17 protein-coding genes are annotated in these 19,140 nt (G+C 62.0%); 11 read left to right on the top strand and 6 right to left on the bottom strand.

All coding sequences use genetic code 11. The annotated features are described in order from the left end of the window. Window positions 1–71: 71 nt before the first annotated feature. Complete coding sequence (locus NKJ64_RS09975) at window positions 72–1,958, bottom strand: ABC transporter ATP-binding protein/permease (RefSeq protein ID WP_352462451.1); 1,887 nt, start codon at window positions 1,956–1,958, stop codon at window positions 72–74. A 601-nt stretch (window positions 1,959–2,559) separates the two neighbouring features. On the opposite strand from NKJ64_RS09975, the gene NKJ64_RS09970 reads away from it, so the two are divergent. Then, a complete protein-coding gene (locus NKJ64_RS09970) occupies window positions 2,560–2,994 on the top strand; it encodes a hypothetical protein (RefSeq protein ID WP_023730582.1) in 435 nt (144 codons plus the stop codon). 6 nt (window positions 2,995–3,000) lie between these two features. Here the strand turns inward: NKJ64_RS09970 and NKJ64_RS09965 are convergent, their stop codons facing one another. Together NKJ64_RS09965 and NKJ64_RS09960 are read right to left on the bottom strand one after the other, a co-directional pair. Continuing rightward, window positions 3,001–3,681, bottom strand: a complete 681-nt coding sequence (locus NKJ64_RS09965; protein WP_023730583.1) for a DsbA family oxidoreductase — start codon at window positions 3,679–3,681, stop codon at window positions 3,001–3,003. Window positions 3,682–3,730: 49 nt separating this feature from the next. Beyond that, a complete protein-coding gene (locus NKJ64_RS09960; protein WP_352462450.1) occupies window positions 3,731–5,551 on the bottom strand; it encodes an extracellular solute-binding protein in 1,821 nt (606 codons plus the stop codon). A 260-nt stretch (window positions 5,552–5,811) separates the two neighbouring features. Here NKJ64_RS09960 and NKJ64_RS09955 point away from each other — a divergent pair, with 260 nt between their 5' ends. After that, window positions 5,812–6,435, top strand: a complete 624-nt coding sequence (locus NKJ64_RS09955) for an invasion associated locus B family protein (protein ID WP_023730585.1) — start codon at window positions 5,812–5,814, stop codon at window positions 6,433–6,435. Between the two features lie 81 nt (window positions 6,436–6,516). Here the strand turns inward: NKJ64_RS09955 and hspQ are convergent, their stop codons facing one another. After that, a complete protein-coding gene (gene hspQ, locus NKJ64_RS09950; RefSeq protein ID WP_023668971.1) occupies window positions 6,517–6,840 on the bottom strand; it encodes a heat shock protein HspQ in 324 nt (107 codons plus the stop codon). A gap of 224 nt (window positions 6,841–7,064) precedes the next feature. Here hspQ and NKJ64_RS09945 point away from each other — a divergent pair, with 224 nt between their 5' ends. Continuing rightward, complete coding sequence (locus NKJ64_RS09945) at window positions 7,065–8,027, top strand: AEC family transporter (protein WP_023730586.1); 963 nt, start codon at window positions 7,065–7,067, stop codon at window positions 8,025–8,027. On the opposite strand, the gene NKJ64_RS09940 is transcribed toward NKJ64_RS09945, so the two are convergent. Then, on the bottom strand, window positions 8,004–9,215 hold the full coding sequence (locus tag NKJ64_RS09940) for a UbiH/UbiF family hydroxylase (RefSeq protein WP_023730587.1): 1,212 nt from the start codon (window positions 9,213–9,215) through the stop codon (window positions 8,004–8,006). The genes NKJ64_RS09945 and NKJ64_RS09940 overlap by 24 nt on opposite strands. A gap of 95 nt (window positions 9,216–9,310) precedes the next feature. On the opposite strand from NKJ64_RS09940, the gene NKJ64_RS09935 reads away from it, so the two are divergent. From NKJ64_RS09935 to NKJ64_RS09900, 8 genes are all read left to right on the top strand, one after another. After that, on the top strand, window positions 9,311–10,198 hold the full coding sequence (locus NKJ64_RS09935; RefSeq protein ID WP_023691318.1) for a DUF2182 domain-containing protein: 888 nt from the start codon (window positions 9,311–9,313) through the stop codon (window positions 10,196–10,198). Window positions 10,199–10,212: 14 nt separating this feature from the next. Further along, window positions 10,213–10,827 (top strand): DUF1326 domain-containing protein, encoded by a 615-nt coding sequence (locus tag NKJ64_RS09930; RefSeq protein ID WP_352462449.1) that lies wholly within the window; start codon window positions 10,213–10,215, stop codon window positions 10,825–10,827. After that, complete coding sequence (gene pcsA / locus NKJ64_RS09925; protein WP_023682522.1) at window positions 10,824–11,654, top strand: phosphatidylcholine synthase; 831 nt, start codon at window positions 10,824–10,826, stop codon at window positions 11,652–11,654. The genes NKJ64_RS09930 and pcsA overlap by 4 nt, the downstream gene beginning before the upstream one ends. An 18-nt stretch (window positions 11,655–11,672) precedes the next feature. Continuing rightward, window positions 11,673–12,650, top strand: coding sequence for a quinone oxidoreductase family protein (locus NKJ64_RS09920; RefSeq protein ID WP_023807406.1), 978 nt, complete (start codon window positions 11,673–11,675; stop codon window positions 12,648–12,650). A 216-nt stretch (window positions 12,651–12,866) separates the two neighbouring features. Next, the gene (locus NKJ64_RS09915; RefSeq protein ID WP_352462447.1) at window positions 12,867–14,444 is read left to right on the top strand and encodes an ABC transporter ATP-binding protein; all 1,578 of its coding nucleotides are present in this window, start codon (window positions 12,867–12,869) and stop codon (window positions 14,442–14,444) included. Next, entirely contained in the window at window positions 14,441–15,565 is a 1,125-nt protein-coding gene (locus NKJ64_RS09910; protein WP_031193354.1) for an ABC transporter permease, read from the top strand. The genes NKJ64_RS09915 and NKJ64_RS09910 overlap by 4 nt, the downstream gene beginning before the upstream one ends. After that, window positions 15,565–16,485, top strand: a complete 921-nt coding sequence (locus NKJ64_RS09905; protein WP_023668962.1) for an ABC transporter permease — start codon at window positions 15,565–15,567, stop codon at window positions 16,483–16,485. Before NKJ64_RS09910 ends, NKJ64_RS09905 begins: the two co-directional genes overlap by 1 nt. 50 nt (window positions 16,486–16,535) lie before the next feature. Continuing rightward, a complete protein-coding gene (locus tag NKJ64_RS09900; RefSeq protein ID WP_023682527.1) occupies window positions 16,536–17,603 on the top strand; it encodes a BMP family ABC transporter substrate-binding protein in 1,068 nt (355 codons plus the stop codon). A 139-nt stretch (window positions 17,604–17,742) separates the two neighbouring features. Here NKJ64_RS09900 and rimO read toward each other — a convergent pair whose 3' ends face one another. Then, window positions 17,743–19,056, bottom strand: coding sequence for a 30S ribosomal protein S12 methylthiotransferase RimO (gene rimO, locus NKJ64_RS09895; protein WP_023688481.1), 1,314 nt, complete (start codon window positions 19,054–19,056; stop codon window positions 17,743–17,745). Window positions 19,057–19,140 lie beyond the last annotated feature (84 nt).

The raw sequence follows: 19,140 nt of genomic DNA, 5'->3' as shown, positions 1-19,140 counted from the left end.
TGTGATGATTATTGAAGGGGGAGGGAGCGAGTGCCCCGCCGCCAGTGGCGGAACGCGCTTCGGCGTGGCTGCTATTTCTGCTTCAGCCGGCGTGAAAAACGCATCCATTTGTCCTCGACCGGCCGCGGCTGCGTAAGGATGGTGGTGAGCTCGCGCGGAAGGTTCGGAACAAGCGGCCTCTTGGTGGCGACGCCGTCGGCGATCGCGACCACGCTGTGGTAGAATTCCTCGCCCGAGGCCGAGCGTGGCGCCACCGCCTCATGCATGATGCTGATCACCGTGACATCGGGACAGTTGTCCTTGATGGCCTGGTGGAAGGCGATCTTGCCATCCGGATCGAGCGCGCCGGTCGCTTCGTCGAGGAACAGCAGTCCCGGTTGCTGCAGCACGATGCGGGCCACCACCAGCTTCTGCTTCTGGCCGCCGGACAGCAGCTGGTCCCAGATCTTTCCCTCGCGGCTTTCATCGGCCATGTGTTCGATGAAATCGCCAAGGCCGGCCTTGTGCAGGGCTGCCGCGACCTGCGCATCGCCATAGTCGTCCTCGGAGCCGGGCAGGCACACCAGCTGCTTCAGCGACACCTGCTGCAGCTTGACCTCCTGGGCGGCATAGAAGCTCCTCACACCGTCAGGGAAGACGATGGTGCCGCGGCCATAAGGCCACAAGCCGTTGATCGCCTTGATCAGCGAAGTCTTGCCGCAGCCGGATTCGCCCTTGAGGAATGCCCACTCGCCGCGCCGAAAGCGCAGATTGGCTGCGCTCAGGAACGGCGTGGCGTCTTCACCCTGATGCGCCAGTTCAAGCTTCTGGATGGTCAGGCCGAAGACCGGGTTCTGGCTGGCATAGTGGAAGTCGGAACGGCCGGTCTGGCTGTAGAATTCCTGCGGCTGTTGGACGTTCTCAATGGCGTGCGCCAACTCGATGACGCGCTGGCTGTTGGCCCGCAAGGTGGCGAGACTCGGCATGACATGGATGAACCAGGAACATTTGCTGATCAGCGCGTTGACCTGCTCGGAACCGGTTATGTAGCCCTTGAGGTCGACGCCGTTGTGGATGAACGGCACCAGACCAGGTCCGTAGGCGACAACTTTGGCCCCGACGAAATTATAGACCGATTCGAATCCCGCATAGAGGGTGTTGACGATGTTGAGCTTCGACCAGGTGGTATCGATATCGAGATAGAGCCGTCCATGTATCGTCTTTTGCACGTCTTCGCCTTGCGACGCCGACACATGGAAACTGCGGCGCAACAAAGTGATCAGCTCGCTGCGATAGGTGCCTTCGGCCTTCTGCATCCTGACGTTGAGCCACTCCAGCATTCCGCCGAGTTTGACCGCGATCCAGGTATTGACCGGCACGTAGATGGCAACCGCCAGCAGAGCGAGGACGGCGCTGCCATAGCTGCCGAGGGCATCCAGGCCTTTTACCTCCACGGAATTCGCCAGCAAAGCGCCGCCGACAAAATAAAGTGAGGTGAAGACGCCGAACACACCTTGGGCAAGCCCGATGGCGCCGCCCGCCATGTCTTTGATGGATTCCTGCACGCGCTGATCGATGTTGTCGGGCGCTGGCGCATCTGGCGAGCCATTCTGGGCGTGGTAGTGCGTATGGTTGGTATCGAGCAGCGCCGCATTGAAACGCGCGTTCAACCAGGCGCGCCATTTGCGATGCAATGTCGCCGATACAAATTTGCAGGCGCCTATGATTCCCATGTCCTTGAACACGACCAGCAGGACAAGCAGGCCGGCATTGGTAAGCACCGATTCAAGGGGCGTGGTATTCGCGGCGTCGTGAAAAAAAGCGATTGAGGCTGCCAGTTCGCCCGCCAACACGGTAAACCAGACGTCCGCCTTGCTCGACAGGGCTATGATGAGTGCGAGGACGACGGTGAGAGCCCAGGCTTCCCTCCACCGGTCCGAGAACCAGTAGGCCCGCATCAGTCCCCAGAAGGTCCGCATCGACGATACTGGCGTCAGGGGCGACGGCCCGGCGGGGGCGTCGCGGTTCCAAAGTGCCGATATTGAACGTCGCGGTCTGTCGACCCGAATCACAATCCCGCCCAAACCTTTCTTAGTTTTGTTACGGATAGTAACACCAATTGATCATTTTCTATGAATTTTATCCCGGCGAATGTGAGGCAGCCCACCCGCCGTTGCCATGAGGCAACAGTCGGTGCTGGGATGCCGCCGTTTCCAGGCCAAATATCCCCTTCATTTCAGTGCTTTGCGAGAACGCTCAGATGTGCGGAAATATTCCCTGAGGGAAGGCTCATACACGGCTTTGTGACCAAAAAGCCTTGCCCATCAGCCGGTTTTCCTGGTGCGCGCTAACCGGATCGGTCGAAAAACTGCCATCGGTGATCGCTCCAAGGCTGCGCGAATCATCTCACAGGCCATCATGTCGGGCACGCAAGATCGCCCTGCACAGCGACTGTTCATGCGTCCGCACGCGCTTTTTAGCTGCAGCTTAACGCCGTTTGACAATCGTGCGCGCTGGAATGAACCTTGCCGGGCACTGTCGGCACCCAGCATATCCGGTTCTTGAACAAGGAAGCTCTCCATGCTTGCACGCGCCGCCGCTCCCGCAATCCTGTCGTTCCTTGCCTGGCTGCCTCTGGCGCATGCCGGCAGCCAGACCATTGCGGCAAGCGCCGAAGGGCAAATCGAGTTCAATGGGCCGTCCGGCAACATCGGCTGCATCTACACGCCGAAGGGCGGCACCAGCACCTACGAGCCACAGGATGGCGGTCCGGAACTGAGCTGTTCGCGCGTCGAGCCCAGCTACGTCACCGTGATCCTTGGGCCGAACGGCCCGGCGACATTGATCAAGAATCCGGGAGAGCAGGGCTGCTGCAGCGATGTCGCGAAGCTGGCCTATGGCAACAGCTGGAGCAAAGGGCCGTTTACCTGCCAGTCGTCAACCAAGGGACTGACCTGCACGGGCAGCAACGGGCATGGCTTCTTCCTCAGCAAAGCCAAGGTGACGGTGAAATAACTTCGGTCAGCCGGCCTTTTCCAGCTCGCCCTTGGCCTTTGCAGCCGCGACCTGGCGGATGGCATCAGTCAGCGTGTCGGCGTCCTGCGCGCCCATGACGGCGTATTTGCCTTCGAGCAGGAAGCACGGCACGCCGGTGATCCCCATCCGCGATGCCGTGGCGATTTCTGTGCGCACCTCCTCGACGTCGGCATCGGTCGGCAGGAGCGTTTCGACCACGGCAGCGTCCATGCCTGCCTCGCGGGCGGCATCGACCAGCACGGCGTGGTCGCCAATATTGCCGCCTTCCTCGAAATACAGCTGGAACAGCCGGCGCACGAGCCGGTTCTGCACGGCTTCACCGGCGGCACCGGCCCAGCGGATGACACGATGCGCGTCCAGCGTGTTGGCGGCGACCTTGATGGCGTCGAAAGCGAAATCGATGCCTTCGGCTTCGCCGAGCGGCTCTATGCGGGCATGCATCTGACGGATGCGCTCGTCGCTGCCGAATTTGGCCAGCATGTATTCGCGCCGGTCCTTGCCCTCGAGCGGGATGGTCGGGTCGAGCTGGAACGGCCGCCAGCGCACATGAACCTCAACGTCGCCGGCAGCGGCAATCGCTTTATCCAGCCGCTTCTGGCCGACGAAGCACCAGGGGCAGACGACGTCGGAAACCACGTCGACCGTAATGGAATTGTCATCGCTCATCTTGATCTCCTGCAGCCGAGCGTTTTACCGAGCATGATCTCGGCTACGCTCAGTTCGGCTTGCGCCACCATGTCGGCCATTGATAACCGAATATGGGTGTCTTTTTGGGATGATCCAGGTAATTCCAGTAAGCGAGCCATTGCTGCGCGTTGTACTGCATCGGCACCATGTAATTGCCGGAGATCAGCAATCGGTCGAGCACGCGCACGGCGGCGACATAGTCTTCCTTGGTCCGTGCTCTCAGCATCGCGTCGATCGCCGCGTCGACCGCCGGATCGGCGACGCCGGCCAGATTGAATGAACCTTCTCTTTTGGCCTCTGAAGAACCCCAGCGAAGGTTCTGCTCCATACCGGGAGACAGCGAGTTGCTGAACCCGCTCGACCCGACAAGAACCTCAAAGTCGAAACGCTGCTTGCGCGACTGGATCTGGTCGGCTTCGAGGCTGCGGATGGTCACCGCGATGCCGATCTTTTCCAGCGAGCGCTGATAGATGGCGGCAAAGCGTTCCTCGTCCTGCGAGGCCGTCAGGATCTCGAAACCGAACGGGTTTCCCTTGGGATCCAGCAGGACGCCGTCCCTAACGGCGTAGCCCTGGCTCTTCAGCAGGTCGAACGCCAGCTTCAGTACCTTGCGGTCCTGGCCGGTGCCGTCATTCACCGGCGGGCGCCAGCTGCCGTCCATGACATCGGCCGGCACGCGGCCGGGGTAGGGCGCCAGCAGCGCCTTTTCCCTGTCGCTGGCGGGATGGCCGAGCGCGGAAAGTTCGGAGTTTTGCCAGTAGCTCATCGTGCGCGTGTACTTGCCGCCGAACAGGTTCTTGTTGGCCCATTCGAAGTCGTAGAGCATGCCGAGCGCGCGCCGCACCTCCGGATTGGAAAACTTCTCCAGTCGCGTGTTGAACAGGAAGCCGGTCACCACGGGCGGTATGCCGGTGTCGAAGGTCTCGGCGATCACCTCGCCGCGATGGAAGGCGGGAAAATCGATATCGCGCTCGCGCTTGACCGGATCGCCCTCATCGTAAATGGCGCAGATGCCTTTCTTGAACGCTTCCGTCTTGGCATTGGCGTTGAGGAAGTACTCGATGGTGATCTGGTCGTAATTGTCGAAGCCGCGCTTGGAAGGGATGTCCTTGCCCCAGTAATTCGGATTGCGCTTGAAGACGATGCGCTGTCCCGGCTGCACCTTGTCGATGGTATAGGGACCGCTGCCGATCACCGGCTTCAGCGTCGTCTTGTCGAAGGTATCCTTGTTGAAGGCGTGCTTTGGGATGATCGGCGTCAGTGCGATGATCAAGGGGGTCTCGCGATTGGCCTTGTCGTTGAAGGTGAAGCGCACGCTGTGATCGCCGGTCTTTTCGAGCTTGGCGATCAGGCTCATGCGGTCCCTGTAGGGCGGGCGGCCCTTGTCGGTGAAGACATCGTAGGTGAACAGCACGTCATCCGGCGTCACCGGCTCGCCGTCGGACCACTTTGCATTTGGGTTGAGATGGAACTCGATCGACTTGCGCTCGGGATCCATATCGGCTGTGTCTGCGAGCAGGCCATAGAGGCTGAAGGCCTCGTCGTAGTTGCGCATCATCAACGGCTCGAAGACGAGATTGCCGAAAATGAGGTCCTGCATGCCGCGCGCCGTGGTGCGCAGGCTCTTCAGGATGAACGGGTTCAGATTGTCGAAGCTGCCGACGACGCAGTAAGTGATGTTGCCGCCCTTGGGCGCATCGGGATTGACGTAGTCGAAATGCTGGTAGTCGGCTGGCAGCGCCGGCTCGCCCTGCATGGCGATGGCATGTTTCGGTTCCGACATCGCCACGCCGGGTGCAAAGGCGAAGAACGAAATTGCGGCGATCAGCCAAACAAGAATGCGGCCCATGACCGTCTCCTTACTGGGCGGCTTGATGATTCGGAGTGCACCCTAACATGGCGCCGCGGCGCTCCGGCCAGATACATCAACCCAAATCGCACGACCCAAATTGCGCGGCCAAGAATTGCAGGCGGCGGGCTGGATTCGGCTGCTCATGCAGTGTAACACGCGCTCCGAAGTCATTCTGTTGCCTCAATTCGGCAACAGGTAGCAGGACCACACGGCGCGAAGAAGCCGGTCCCGGGATCATTTGAGAGGAAATGCACGACATGACGAGCCTGAACAGCAACGCATACCGCCTTTCGGTCATGGCCGCGGGCGTGGTCGGCTTTCTGGGCGCCGGACTTCCCACCGCTTCGGCACAGCAACAGATTCCGCAGGGTTGGTTCAAGGCCTGCACCAAGCAGGAAGATGTCGACATCTGCAATGTCCAGAACATCATCACTGCCGGCAACGGCCAGTTCGTCACCGGGGTTAGCCTAATCGAGTTGAAGGGCAAGGTAAACCGCAAGGTCTTCCAGGTCACGGTTCCCCCAGGTCGCCTGGTGCCCCCCGGCATCGCCCTGCAGATAGACGCCGGCAAGGCGACGAAGCTGGATTATGTCATTTGCTTCGCCGACCGTTGCGTTGCCGAAGTGCCGCTGACCGACGCGCTCGTCGCGTCCTTCAAGAAGGGACAGGCGATCACGCTGACCTCGATCAACTTCCAAAGTCAGCCAAATCCCATCAAGGTTGCCTTGACCGGCTTCAGCGGCGCCTTTGACGGCGCGCCGCTGCAGCAGTCGGACATCGAGGATCGGCAGAAAAAACTTCAGGATTTCGTCGTCAAGAACAACCAGGACTTCGCCAAGAAGCTCAAGGACGAGCAGGCCAAGGCCAAAGCCGCCAACTAATCGCCGGGACAGATACCGGAGCGACAAAAAGCGGGGTCATGCCCCGCTTTTTTGTTGTCGTCACGTCGATGCAAGGTGATGTCAGTGTCTCGACTGGCGTTTTGGCTCATAGCGTCCGTCGGGCCGCTTGTCGAACATCTCGCCGATCTGTGGATGCCGGACCGGTTCGCCCGATTGATCCTCGAGCAGGTTCTGCTCGGAGACATAGGCGATGTATTCGGTTTCCGAATTCTCGGCGAGCAGATGGTAGAACGGCTGGTCCTTGCGCGGCCGCACGTCGGCCGGGATGGCTTCGTACCATTCGTCGGTGTTGGCGAATTGCGGATCGACATCGAAAATGATGCCGCGGAACGGAAACAGCCGATGACGAACCACCTGTCCGATCGAAAATTTGGCCGTTTTCATCATACTCACCACTAAGCCTCTAGAGCGCCCGGCGTCCCCTCGAATGTGCGAAGAGCGCTCTAAGACTTTGAATTTACACACACCGTGGCCAACAATCGAGCCCGACTTAGGTCTGGGATCAGGCTTTATTTGGCGCAGATGGCGTGTCAGTTCAATGCCGAAGCGCTTGACGCCCGATGAAGCTACGGGCTAGCCCGGTCCCGGGGTTTCGGGCCAGGGCAAAAATGTCTGACATTGTCGGTCTTGTTATTCCGTTCTTCGGGCTGATTTTCATCGGCTTTCTGGTCGCGCGCATAACCAGGCAGCCGCTGGAGGCGCTTGGCTGGATGAACACCTTCATCGTCTATGTCGCGCTTCCTGCCCTGTTCTTCCAATTGCTGGCCCGCACGCCGTTCGAACAGTTGACCGAATGGCGCTTCATCTTCGGCTCGGTATTTTCCACCTACACGATCTTCTCGATCATGTTCGTATGGTCGGTGACGGCGTCGCGCGGCGAGATCGCCCAGTCGACGATCAAGGCGCTGGCCGCGGCCTACGGCAATATCGGCTATATGGGGCCGGGGCTGGCGCTGCTCGCCTTCGGCGAACAAGCGGCGGTCCCCGTTGCGCTGATCTTCTGCTTCGAAAATATCATGCATTTCGCCATCGCGCCGATGATGATGGCGCTGTCGGGCGACGACAAGACATCGCCGTGGCGGCTCATCCTCGGCGTAGTCAGGAAAATCGTCCTGCACCCGTTCATCATCGCGACCGCGCTTGGCGTCGGCGCCGCCTATCTCGGCTTTCACCCACCGCAGCCGGTCGATCGCCTGCTCGAATATCTGTCTCGGGCGGCCGCCCCTTGCGCCCTGTTTGCCATGGGCGTGACGCTTGCGCTCCGGCCCCTCAACCGCGTGCCGCATGAGTTGGCGTCGATCGCGGCGCTGAAGCTGATCCTGCATCCATCGCTCTGCTACGTCGTGCTGAGCTGGATCGGGAACTTTTCCGAAATCTGGGTTTTTTCAGCCGTGCTTTTGGCGGCATTACCGACCGCAACCAACGTCTTCGTCATCGCCCAGCAATATGGCGTCTGGGTGCAACGCGCGTCGGCCAGCGTGCTGATCACCACCTGCCTCTCGGTGCTGACGGTGACCGGGCTGCTCTACATGATCCGCCACGGCATCTTACCGCCGGACCTGTTTCCCTGAACCGCCGGTAAGCGCCGCAAAGCCGCTGCCCGGCCTCAAGCCTTCGCGCATGAAAAAGGCGCGCAGCGGCGCGAAACTGCCGAGCACATTGAGGCCGGCGCTGCGTGCCATCTGCGCCGGCAACATGTCCGACAGCAACGACATGTTAAGCAGGTTGACCGCGCCCGAACGCGCCAGAATGTCGGGACGGCGCCTGGAATCATAGGCGGCCAAAGCCCTTGCGGCGCCAGGGTCGCCGCGATTTTCGCGTGCGATTCCAATCAGATCCTCGACGTCCCTGATGCCGAGGTTTAGACCTTGGGCCCCGATCGGCGGGAACACATGTGCAGCCTCGCCGACCAGCGCCACACGGTTTTGCGCGAAGCGCCCCGGTGATGCCGCTGAAAGCGGGTAAATTTGTCGGCCGGGCTCGACCGACACCCGGCCCAGCATCGACTGCATCTGCTGCTCGACACGCTCGGAAAGCGTCGCGTCATCGAGTGCGGCGAGGTCCTTCGCCGCCTCCGGTTTCACCACCCAGACGAGGCTGGAGCGGTTGCCGGGCAGCGGCACCTGGGTGAACGGCCCGGTCTCTGTGTGGAACTCGGTCGAGGTGAAGCCGTGTTCGCTGCGATGGCCAAAATTCAGCACCAGCGCCGCTTGGCGGTAGGATCGCACCGAGGCCACTATGCCTGCCGCCTCGCGCGCCGGCGACAGGCGCCCATCGGCAGCGACCGCAAGCGCGGCCGAGACTTCGCGACCATCAGTCAAGACGGCATGCGCCTGATCGGCGTCCAGACGCCAACTCTCGACCATCGACGTCAGCCATTCGATGCCGGGATGGGCCGCGACGGACTTGGCCAGCGTCGGGTTCAGCGCACTATTGGGCAGGTTGAGCCCGAACTGCTCCTCGCCGATCTCCATGGCGCGAAAAGTCACCACCGGGCTGCGGATCAGCCGGCTGGTCGCATCAACGATGCGCATGACCTTCAGCGGCGCGGCCTTCGGCGCAAGTTCGGCCAGCACGCCCAGCCGATCGAGAACCTTGAGAGCAGGGTTCATCAGCGCCGTGGTCCGGCCATCGGGCCCGCCTGCTTCGGGTCCGACCAGGGTTACCGGAAAGCCCGCCTCGGCGAAACCGAGCGCCGCGATCAGTCCGGCAGGGCCGCTGCCGGCTACCAGTATCCGTGCTGTCTCGCGATGATCCAAATTGGACTTCCAGTTTGCGATGCAGGTGTCTACCCATGGATATAGGTCAGACCATGCGGCTTGATCAACGCGGCGATTAGGCTCATTCGGTTGTCATGACCGGCCAGCAGGACGATTTCAGCCATCTCGACCGCGCCGGCCGCGCCACGGCAAGCCTGGCCCGCAGCCCCCGCCTGACGGTCAACATCGCCATCGCCGGCGGCATTCTGCTCGCCTGGTTCATTCTCGGCGCCATGGCGATCCGCGGCGCCGAAGCCCGGCTCCCCGGCGTACCAGGCGATGTGGTCCTGCGATATCTGCCGCAACTGCCGCTGCCGGATGTCCTCGACCGCTTCTTCGGCATGTGCCTGACGCCCGCACCACTTGATGCCGGCGGCGCACCGGTTCTGGCGCTGATCGTGATGTGGTTTTTGATGGCCGTGGCGACGATGCTGCCGTCGGCGGCGCCGATGATCCGTACCTATTGTGAAATCGCCGACACCGCCCGCATCAAGGGCGAGCCGGTGGCCCATCCGCTGGTCCTGGCTGCCGGCTACCTCTCGACATGGCTTGTCGCCTCTATCGGCTTCGCGGTGCTGACGTTGCTCGTCCACGCATTTACGTCCTCCGCTCGATTGCTCGATCCGGTGAGCGGCCTTGCCGCGGCGGCCGCGCTGCTGGTTGCCGGCCTCTACCAGTTCAGCAGCCTCAAGCAGGCCTGCCTGACAAAATGCCGGAACCCGTTCTCGACACTGTTTTCCAACTGGAGCGCGGAGCCGGGTGGCATCTTCCGGCTAGGGCTGAAGCAGGGCCTGTGGTGCCTCGGCTGCTGCTGGGCGCTGATGCTGGTGATGTTTGCCGTCGGCGCGATGAACGTGTTCTGGATGGCGCTGATCGGCCTGTTCACCTTGATCGAAAAACAGACCACCGGCAGCCTTCCAACCCGAGTGGCCGGTGCGATACTGCTTGTCTGGGTAGTCGCCCTGCTAGTAGTCTCGGCATGACGGGGGAGAATTCCATGGCAGAGCAAGGCTGGGCAATGAAAGGAGAGCTCGTACTCTCCTGCAATTGCACGGTTTTTTGTCCTTGCGTGCTGTCGCTTGGCAGCCATCCGCCGACGGAGGGTTATTGTCAGACCTGGGCGGGCTTCCGCATCGACGCAGGCCATTTCGGCGAGGTCGACCTGTCCGGCCTCAATCTCGGTCTGGTCATGGAAATCCCCGGCTTTATGAGCCGCGGCAACTGGACCGCAGGCCTGTTCATCGACAAGCGCGCCTCCGTCTACGCGGTGAAAGCGCTGACCAGGATCTTCACCGGGAAGGCCGGCGGAACAACCTCGCTGTTGTCGATCCTTGTCGGCAAGTTCCTCGGTGTCGAGCAGGTGCCGATCACCTACGAGACGCGTGACAAGACCCGTATTTTCCAGATACCGAAGATCATCGACGGGGCGGTCACACCGATTCCCGGCAAGGATCGCGAGAAGGATACCGTGATCGGCAACTCGGAATACTGGATCGCGCCGGAGATCATCGTGGCCAGGTCCGACAAAAGCAAGATGCGGGCGTTCGGCCACAACTGGAACTTTGCCGGCCGCTCGGCCGAAATCTGCAAACTGGATTGGCGGGGCTCGTGAGCAAGAACACAACCGCCAGGAATGCCGCCAAAAAGATCACCGACCGGATACCCAGGCCGAAGAAAAAGGTCACCTGGCCGCAGGCGCGGGCATTCTCGGTGCATCTGTTGACCGCGTCTGGCTCGTTCCTGGCCTTCCTGTCTCTGGTGGCGGCAAGCGAGCAACGCTGGACGGCGATGTTCTGGTGGCTGGGGCTGGCGCTGTTCGTCGACGGCATAGACGGGCCGATCGCGCGCAAGCTTGAGGTCAAGGAGATCCTGCCGACCTGGTCGGGCGAACTCCTCGACAACATCATCGACTATGTCACCTATGTGCTGATCCCCGCCTTCGCGCTCTACCAGCGCGGCTTCATGGGCGAAGGGCTGTCTTTCCTGTCGGCGGCCATCATCGTGGTGTCCAGCGCCATCTATTATGCCGACACCGGAATGAAGACGAAGGAGAACTTCTTCAAAGGCTTTCCGGTGGTCTGGAACATGGTCGTGTTCACGCTGTTCGTCATCGAGCCGGGACAGTGGGTGTCCTTCGGCGTCGTCGTGGCGGCCGGCATCCTCACCTTCGTGCCGATCAACTTCATTCATCCCGTGCGGGTGGTGCGGCTGCGGCCAATTAATCTTGGCATGACGCTGCTCTGGTGTGCTTTCGGTGCGCTGGCGCTGGCGCAGGCGGCCCTTGCCGCCTTCTACGACCAGATCGGCGTTTTGGGCGAACAGGTCGGCGTCTTTACCAAGGTCGGCATCACCATCACCGGACTTTACCTCGCCTGCATCGGCGGTATCATGCAGTTCTTCCCCAAACTCGGCGCCAAGCCGGACACTAAGAAAGCCTGACCGCAGGAAAGCCCACAAATGTCCAAAGCAATCCGTATCCACGCCCATGGCGGTCCGGAAGTCCTGACCTATGAAGACGCCGATCCGGGACAACCCGGCGCCGGGCAGATCCTGGTCAGGCACACCGCGATCGGCCTCAATTTCATCGATGTCTATCACCGCATCGGCCTCTATCCGCCGCCCGGCGGCTTCCCGCTGATCCCGGGCGGCGAGGCGGCAGGTGTGGTTCTCGAGGTCGGCGCAGGCATCGACTGGCTGAAGCCGGGCGACCGCATCGCCTATGCCGTCAATGTCGGTGCCTATGCCGAACAGCGCATTGTCGCCGCCGACCGCGTGGTCAAGGTACCGGACCGCATCAGCGACGAACAGGCCGCCGGCATGATGCTTAAAGGCATGACGGCGGAGTATCTGTTGCGCCGGACCTTCAAGGTGAAGGCAGGCGACACCATCCTGTTTCATGCCGCCGCCGGCGGCGTCGGGCTGATCCTGGGACAATGGGCAAAACATCTCGGCGGCACCGTCATCGGCACGGCAAGCTCAACCGACAAGATCGAGCTCGCCAAGGCGCATGGCTTCGACCATGTCATCAACTACAAGGAGCAGGATTTCGTCGCCGGCGTCGCCGCCATCACCGGCGGCAAGAAATGTGACGTCGTCTACGATTCGGTCGGCAACGACACATTCCCGGCCTCGCTCGACTGTCTGAAGCCGCTCGGCATGTTCGTCTCTTTCGGTCAGTCCTCTGGACCGATCCCGTCATTTTCGATGTCGCTGCTGGCGCAGAAGGGCTCGCTGTTCGCTACCAGGCCGACGCTGTTCGTCTACAACGCCAAGCGTGAAGACCTCGAAATCTCCGCCGCGGCATTGTTCGATGTGGTGTTGAGCGGTGCGGTCGAGATCAAGATCAACCAGCGCTATGCGCTGAAGGACGCCGGCAAGGCGCAAGCCGATCTCGAAGGGCGCAAGACCACGGGTACGACAATACTGATCCCCTGACGGAGGTTTGCCTTCCTTTCAGTGCTTTGCCGCGGCGCCCAGGCACTGTTTGCACGAAAAACCGGTCGGTCGGTTTGTTGTGCGAAACGGGCCTATCTTTACCCCTTGAGTTTCCGCTGAAATTCTTGAAGCTCTTTCAAGGTGGGTGCTGCTTTCGCACGAGAGCGGCCAGCGCATACGATGTTGGCGGGAACACAGAACATATCCGGAAACCGGATGGGAGGCACTGTGAGTGCAGATCATGATGGAGCGAACCTGCTTGAGGTTCGTGGCCTGACCAAGATATTCGGCACGCTGACTGCGTGCGATCATATCGACCTCAACATCGCCAAGGGCGAGATCCACGCGCTGCTTGGCGAAAACGGCGCCGGCAAGTCGACGCTGGTCAAGATGCTGTTCGGTTCGCTGGAGCCCAATTCCGGCGAGATATTCTGGAACGGCGAAGCGGTGCGGATCACCAGTCCGGGCATGGCGAAGAAGCTCGGCATCGGCATGGTGTTTCAGCACTTTTCGCTGTTCGAGGCGCTGACCGCGGCCGAGAATATCGCTCTGTCTCTGGATGACGGCTCACCGATCAGCTCGATCGCGGCCAAGGCGAGGGCGCTTTCCTTCAGCTATGGCCTGCCGCTCGATCCGGACTCGCTGGTCGGCGATCTCTCGGTCGGCGAACGCCAGCGCATCGAGATCATCCGCTGCCTGTTGCAGACGCCGCAGCTCATCATCCTCGACGAGCCGACCTCGGTGCTGACGCCGCAGGAAGCCGACAAGCTGTTCGAAACGCTTGAGCGCCTGCGCTCGGAGGGCAAATCCATCCTCTACATTTCGCACCGGCTGGAAGAGGTCAAACGCATCTGCGACCGCGCCACCGTGCTGCGTCACGGCAAGGTCGTCGGCCATTGCAAACCGCGCGAGGAAACGGCTTCGTCGCTGGCCCGCATGATGGTCGGCAACGAGGTGAAGGCCGTGGTGCGCGCACCGGCCGAAGGCATCGAGGCCGCGCAGCCGCTGCTCGAAATCCGCGCCCTCAGCCGCAAGCCGGCAACCCCGTTTTCGATCCCGCTGAAGAATATCAACCTCACTGTGCGCGCCGGCGAGGTGATCGGCATTGCCGGTGTCGCCGGCAACGGCCAGGGCGAGTTCTTCGAATCCGTCTCCGGCGAGGTGCTGCAGCAGGACGCCGCATCCGTGCGCATCCGCGGCAAGGATGCCGGCTCGCTCTCGATCACAGGCCGGCGGCTGATGGGCGCTGCCTTCGTGCCGGAAGAACGCCTCGGCCATGGCGCGGCGCCACGCATGAAGCTTTCGGAAAATCTGCTTCTGTCGCGGCACGCCACCGACGGCAAGGTTTTTGTCGGCGCCGGCGGCACGGTCAAAAGCGGTGCGGTCTATGCCGCCGCCCAGCGCATCATCGTGGCGATGGACGTGCGCAAGAGCGCGCCCGATCCGGAAGCCGCGGCCCTGTCGGGCGGCAATCTGCAGAAATTCATCGTCGGCCGCGAACTCGACCGCAGCCCTGCCGTCATGGTCGTCAACCAGCCGACCTGGGGCGTCGACGCCGGTGCCGCCGCCCACATCCGCCAGGCGCTGATCGAACTGGCGCGCAGCGGCTCGGCGGTTCTGGTCATCAGCCAGGACCTCGATGAGCTGTTCGAGATTTCGGACGCGATCGCGGTCATGCACAATGGCGAATTGTCGAAACCGCTGCCGATCGCCGAGGCAACTTTCGAAAAGATCGGCCTGTTGATGGGCGGCGCCGAGCCCGGCCACGCCGAACATGGTCTGGAGACGGCATGATGCGCCTCGAACTCGTCAAACGCCCGCAGCGCTCGATGCTGTTTTCCGCGCTGTCGCCCTTCATCGCCTTCGCCCTGACGATCATCGCCGGCGCGGTTCTGTTCGCGTTGCTCGGCGTCAACCCGCTGAGCGCATTCGAGATCTATTTCATCGAGCCGATCAGCCAGGTCTGGCAGTTGCATGAACTGGCGATCAAGGCCGCACCTTTGATCCTGATCGCGGTCGGCCTGTCGGTCTGTTACAAGGCCAACATCTGGAACATCGGCGCTGAGGGACAGTTCATCCTCGGCGGCATTTTCGGCTCGGCCATTCCGGTGCTGTTTCCCGGGTTCGAAGGCCCGCTTGTGCTGCCGCTGATGCTGTTGTTCGGCATGGTCGGCGGCGCCGCCTATGCGGCAATCCCTGCTCTCCTAAAGACGCGCTTCGGCACCAACGAAATCCTGACCAGCCTGATGCTGGTCTACGTCGCCCAGCTTTTCCTCGACTGGCTGGTGCGCGGCCCCTGGCGCGATCCGCAGGGCCATGGTTTTCCGCAGACGATCCAGTTCAACGACTCGGCGGTCCTGCCGGAACTGATGCCGGACGCCGGCCGTGCCAATTGGGGTTTTGTCTTCGCGCTTGTTGCAGCCGTGCTGATCTGGGTGCTAATGAGCCGCCTGCTCAAGGGTTTTGAGGTCCGCGTGCTCGGCTCCAGCCCGAGGGCAGGGCGCTTCGCCGGCTTCGGCCTCAACCGCATGGTCTTCTTCGCCTTCCTGCTGTCAGGCGCGCTGGCCGGGCTTGCCGGCATTTCGGAAGTCTCCGGCGCCATCGGCCAGCTGCAACCGGTGATCTCGCCCGGCTACGGCTTCACAGCGATCATTGTGGCGTTCCTCGGCCGGCTCAATCCGCTCGGCATCGTCGCCGCCGGCCTGGTGCTGGCGCTGACTTATCTCGGCGGCGAGGCGGTGCAAAGCGCGCTCGGCATTTCCGACAAGGTGGCGCGTGTGTTCCAGGGCATGCTTTTGTTCTTCGTGCTCGGTTGCGACACGCTCATCCATTACCGCATTCGCCTGGTCGGCATGGCGCTGACGAAAAGCGCGGCGAAGCTTGAAGCCGCGCCGAAGTTGAAGGAAGCCCGCTGATGGACATCGCCGTCAACATCCTTTTGACCATCGCCACGGCGGCAACGCCGCTTTTAATAGCGGCAATCGGCGAACTCGTGGTCGAGCGCTCCGGCGTGCTCAACCTCGGCGTCGAAGGCATGATGATCATGGGCGCCGTCGGCGGCTTCGGCGCCGGCTATCTCACGGGATCGCCCTGGATCGGCCTGTTGGCGGCAATCGCCATGGGTGCCGTGTTCTCGCTGCTGTTTGCGGTGATGACGCTGTCGCTCGCCACCAACCAGGTGGCGACCGGCCTGTCGTTGACGCTGCTTGGCCTCGGCCTGTCCGGCATGATGGGGACCAGCTTCGTCGGCCAGCCGGGCGAGCGGCTGCCAAACCTCTACGTTCCGGTGCTCACCGACATTCCCGTCGTCGGCAGGCTGTTGTTCGGCCAGGACCCAATCTTCTACATCTCGATCGCGCTGACGGCGGCCGTCATGTGGTTCCTGTTCAAGACCCGCACCGGCCTCACCCTGCGCTCGATCGGAGACAGCCACACATCGGCACATGCGCTCGGCATCAAAGTCATCCGCTACCGCTATCTCGCGGTCATCTTCGGCGGCGCCTGCGCCGGCCTTGCGGGCGGCCACCTGTCGCTGGTCTACACGCCGCAATGGGTAGAGAACATGAGCGCGGGCCGCGGCTGGATCGCGCTGGCGCTGGTCGTCTTCGCCTCCTGGCGTCCGTGGCGCGTGCTGGCCGGCGCCTACATCTTCGGCGCGGTGTGGATCGGCCAGCTTCATGCACAGGCATTTGGCATTCCGGTGCCTTCGCAGCTGCTTTCTTCTCTGCCCTATCTGGCAACCGTCGTGGTTCTCGTTCTAATCTCGCGCAACAAGCGTCTGACGATGATGAACACGCCGGCTTCCTTGGGGCAGCCATTCGTTCCGGATCGTTGACAACAAAAACAAACGGGAAGCTCCAAGGCTAAACTCAGAGAGGTAACACAATGAAAAAACTGCTTATCGCGTTGATGACCACGACCGCCGCCATGTCACTGGCGGCGTCCGCACAGGCCGCCGACAAGTTGAAGGCATGCTGGGTCTACACCGGCCCGATCGGCGATTTCGGCTATTCCTACCAGCACGACCAAGGCCGCCTCGAGGTGGAGAAGGCGCTCGGCGACAAGGTCGAAACCGCCTATCTCGAGAACGTCTCGGAAGGTCCCGATGCCGACCGCGCTTTCGAGCGTCTGGCGCGCGAAGGCTGCAAGATCATCTTCGGCACCTCTTTCGGCTTCATGGACCCGGAAGTGAAGGTCGCCAAGAAGTTCCCCAAAGTGATGTTCGAGCACGCCACCGGCTACAAGACCGCTGACAATCTCGGCATCTACAATGCGCGCTTCTATGAAGGCCGCTACGTGCTCGGCCAGATCGCCGCCAAGGAATCGAAGGCAGGGGTCGCCGGCTATATCGTTTCTTTCCCGATCCCCGAAGTGGTGATGGGCATCAACTCCTTCATGCTCGGCGCGCAATCGGTCAACCCGAACTTCAAGGCCAAGATCGTCTGGGTGAACTCCTGGTTCGATCCGGGCAAGGAAGCCGACGCGGCCAAGGCGCTGTTCGACCAGGGCGCCGACATCATCGTCCAGCACACGGATTCCACTGCGGCACTGCAGGTGGCGGAAGAGCGCAAGCTGCACGGCTTCGGCCAGTCCTCCGACATGATCAAGTTCGCGCCGAACGCGCAGCTGACCTCGCTGACGGACGAATGGGGGCCGTACTACATCAGCCGCGTCCAGGCAGCGCTCGACGGCACCTGGAAGCCTGACAATGTCTGGCTCGGCATCAAGGACGGCGCCGTCAAGCTGGCGCCCTTCACCAATATGCCGGACGATGTGAAGGCGATGGCCGAGGCAACCGCCAAGAAAATCGCAGATGGCTGGAACCCCTTCACAGGACCGGTCGCCAAGCAGGACGGCACGCCGTGGCTCAAGGACGGCGAAGTAGCCGACGACGGCACGCTGCTCGGCATGAACTTCTATGTGAAGGGCGTCGACGACAAGTTGCCGCAGTAAGTATCGGAAACGCAAAAGAGAAGGGGCGCCGCCCGGCGCCCTTTTTCACTTCGCGGGCTGCACGCTTCGACTGCGAAACCGCGCCGAGGGCTGTGCCAAAAATCCGATGGCGCCGGGAGGCGCCCTTTTTGGTAATTTTCTAAACCGCCGAGCCGTAAAGGTCGTAGGCGTCGGCGCGGTCGATCTTGACCGTGACGATGTCGCCTTGGCGCAGCGGGCGGCGCGACTGGATATGCACCGAACCGTCGATCTCGGGCGCGTCGTATTTTGTCCGGCCCTTGGCAGACGTGCCATGCGCCTCGTCGATCAGCACCGGCAGGCGCTTGCCGACCTTCTTGGCCAGCTGCGTCGCCGAGATCTTCTGCTGGCGCTGCATGAAGCGATGCCAGCGCGCTTCCTTGATCTCCTGCGGCACCTGTTCGAGGCCGAGATCGTTGGAGCGGGCGCCGCGGACCGGCTCGTATTTAAAGCAGCCGGCGCGATCGATCCTGGCCTCGTCCAGCCAGTCGAGCAGCATCTCGAAATCCTCGTCGGTCTCGTCGGGGAAACCGACGATGAATGTCGAGCGTATCGCCAGATCCGGGCACACCTCGCGCCAGCCGCGAATGCGCTCCAGCGTCTTTTCGCCATGGGCTGGACGGCGCATGTTCTTCAGCACCTGCGGCGAGGCGTGCTGGAAGGGGATGTCCAGATAAGGAAGGATTTTTCCATCCGCCATCAGCGGGATGACATCGGCGACATGCGGGTAGGGGTAGACATAGTGCATGCGTACCCAGATGCCGAGCTTGCCCAGCTCCTCCGACAGGTCGAGGAATTTCGCCCGCACTTCGCGGTCGCCGAACATCGACGTCTGGTACTTGATGTCGATGCCGTAGGCGCTGGTGTCCTGCGAGATGACCAGCAATTCCTTGACCCCGGCCTTGGCCAGCTTCTCGGCCTCGCGCAGCACATCGGCCGCCGGGCGCGAGACGAGGTCGCCGCGCAGTGCGGGAATGATGCAGAAGGTGCAGCGGTTGTTGCAGCCTTCGGAAATCTTGAGATAGGCGTAGTGGCGCGGCGTCAGCTTGACGCCTTGCGGCGGCAGAAGGTCGATATAGGGATCGTGGCTGGGCGGCGCCGCCTCATGCACCGCGGCCATCACGCTCTCATAGGCCTGCGGGCCGGTGATGGCGAGGACGTTGGGGTGCTTCTCTCGGATGACGTCCGGCTCGGCGCCGAGGCAGCCGGTGACGATCACCCGGCCGTTTTCCGAAAGCGCCGAACCAATGGCGTTGAGCGATTCGTCGCGGGCTGAGTCGAGAAAGCCGCAGGTGTTGACGACGACAAGGTCGGCGCCGTCATGCTTGCGTGCGATCTCATAGCCTTCGGCGCGCAGGCGCGTGATGATGCGCTCGGAATCCACAAGCGCCTTCGGGCATCCAAGGCTGACGAAACTGACGCGAGGCGCAGACATGAGAAAACATCCGGGTTTTTCGGGATCGGCGGCCAGTACCACACTTATTGCGGCATTGGTATGGGCAGCGGCTGCGGCGAACGC

Origin of the sequence: Mesorhizobium sp. M0062 (assembly GCF_040323125.1) — a bacterium.
Classification (GTDB): Bacteria; Pseudomonadota; Alphaproteobacteria; order Rhizobiales; family Rhizobiaceae; genus Mesorhizobium.
The sequence above is the reverse complement of the archived record's forward strand: the minus strand, read 5'-3'. Positions and strand labels throughout refer to the sequence as shown.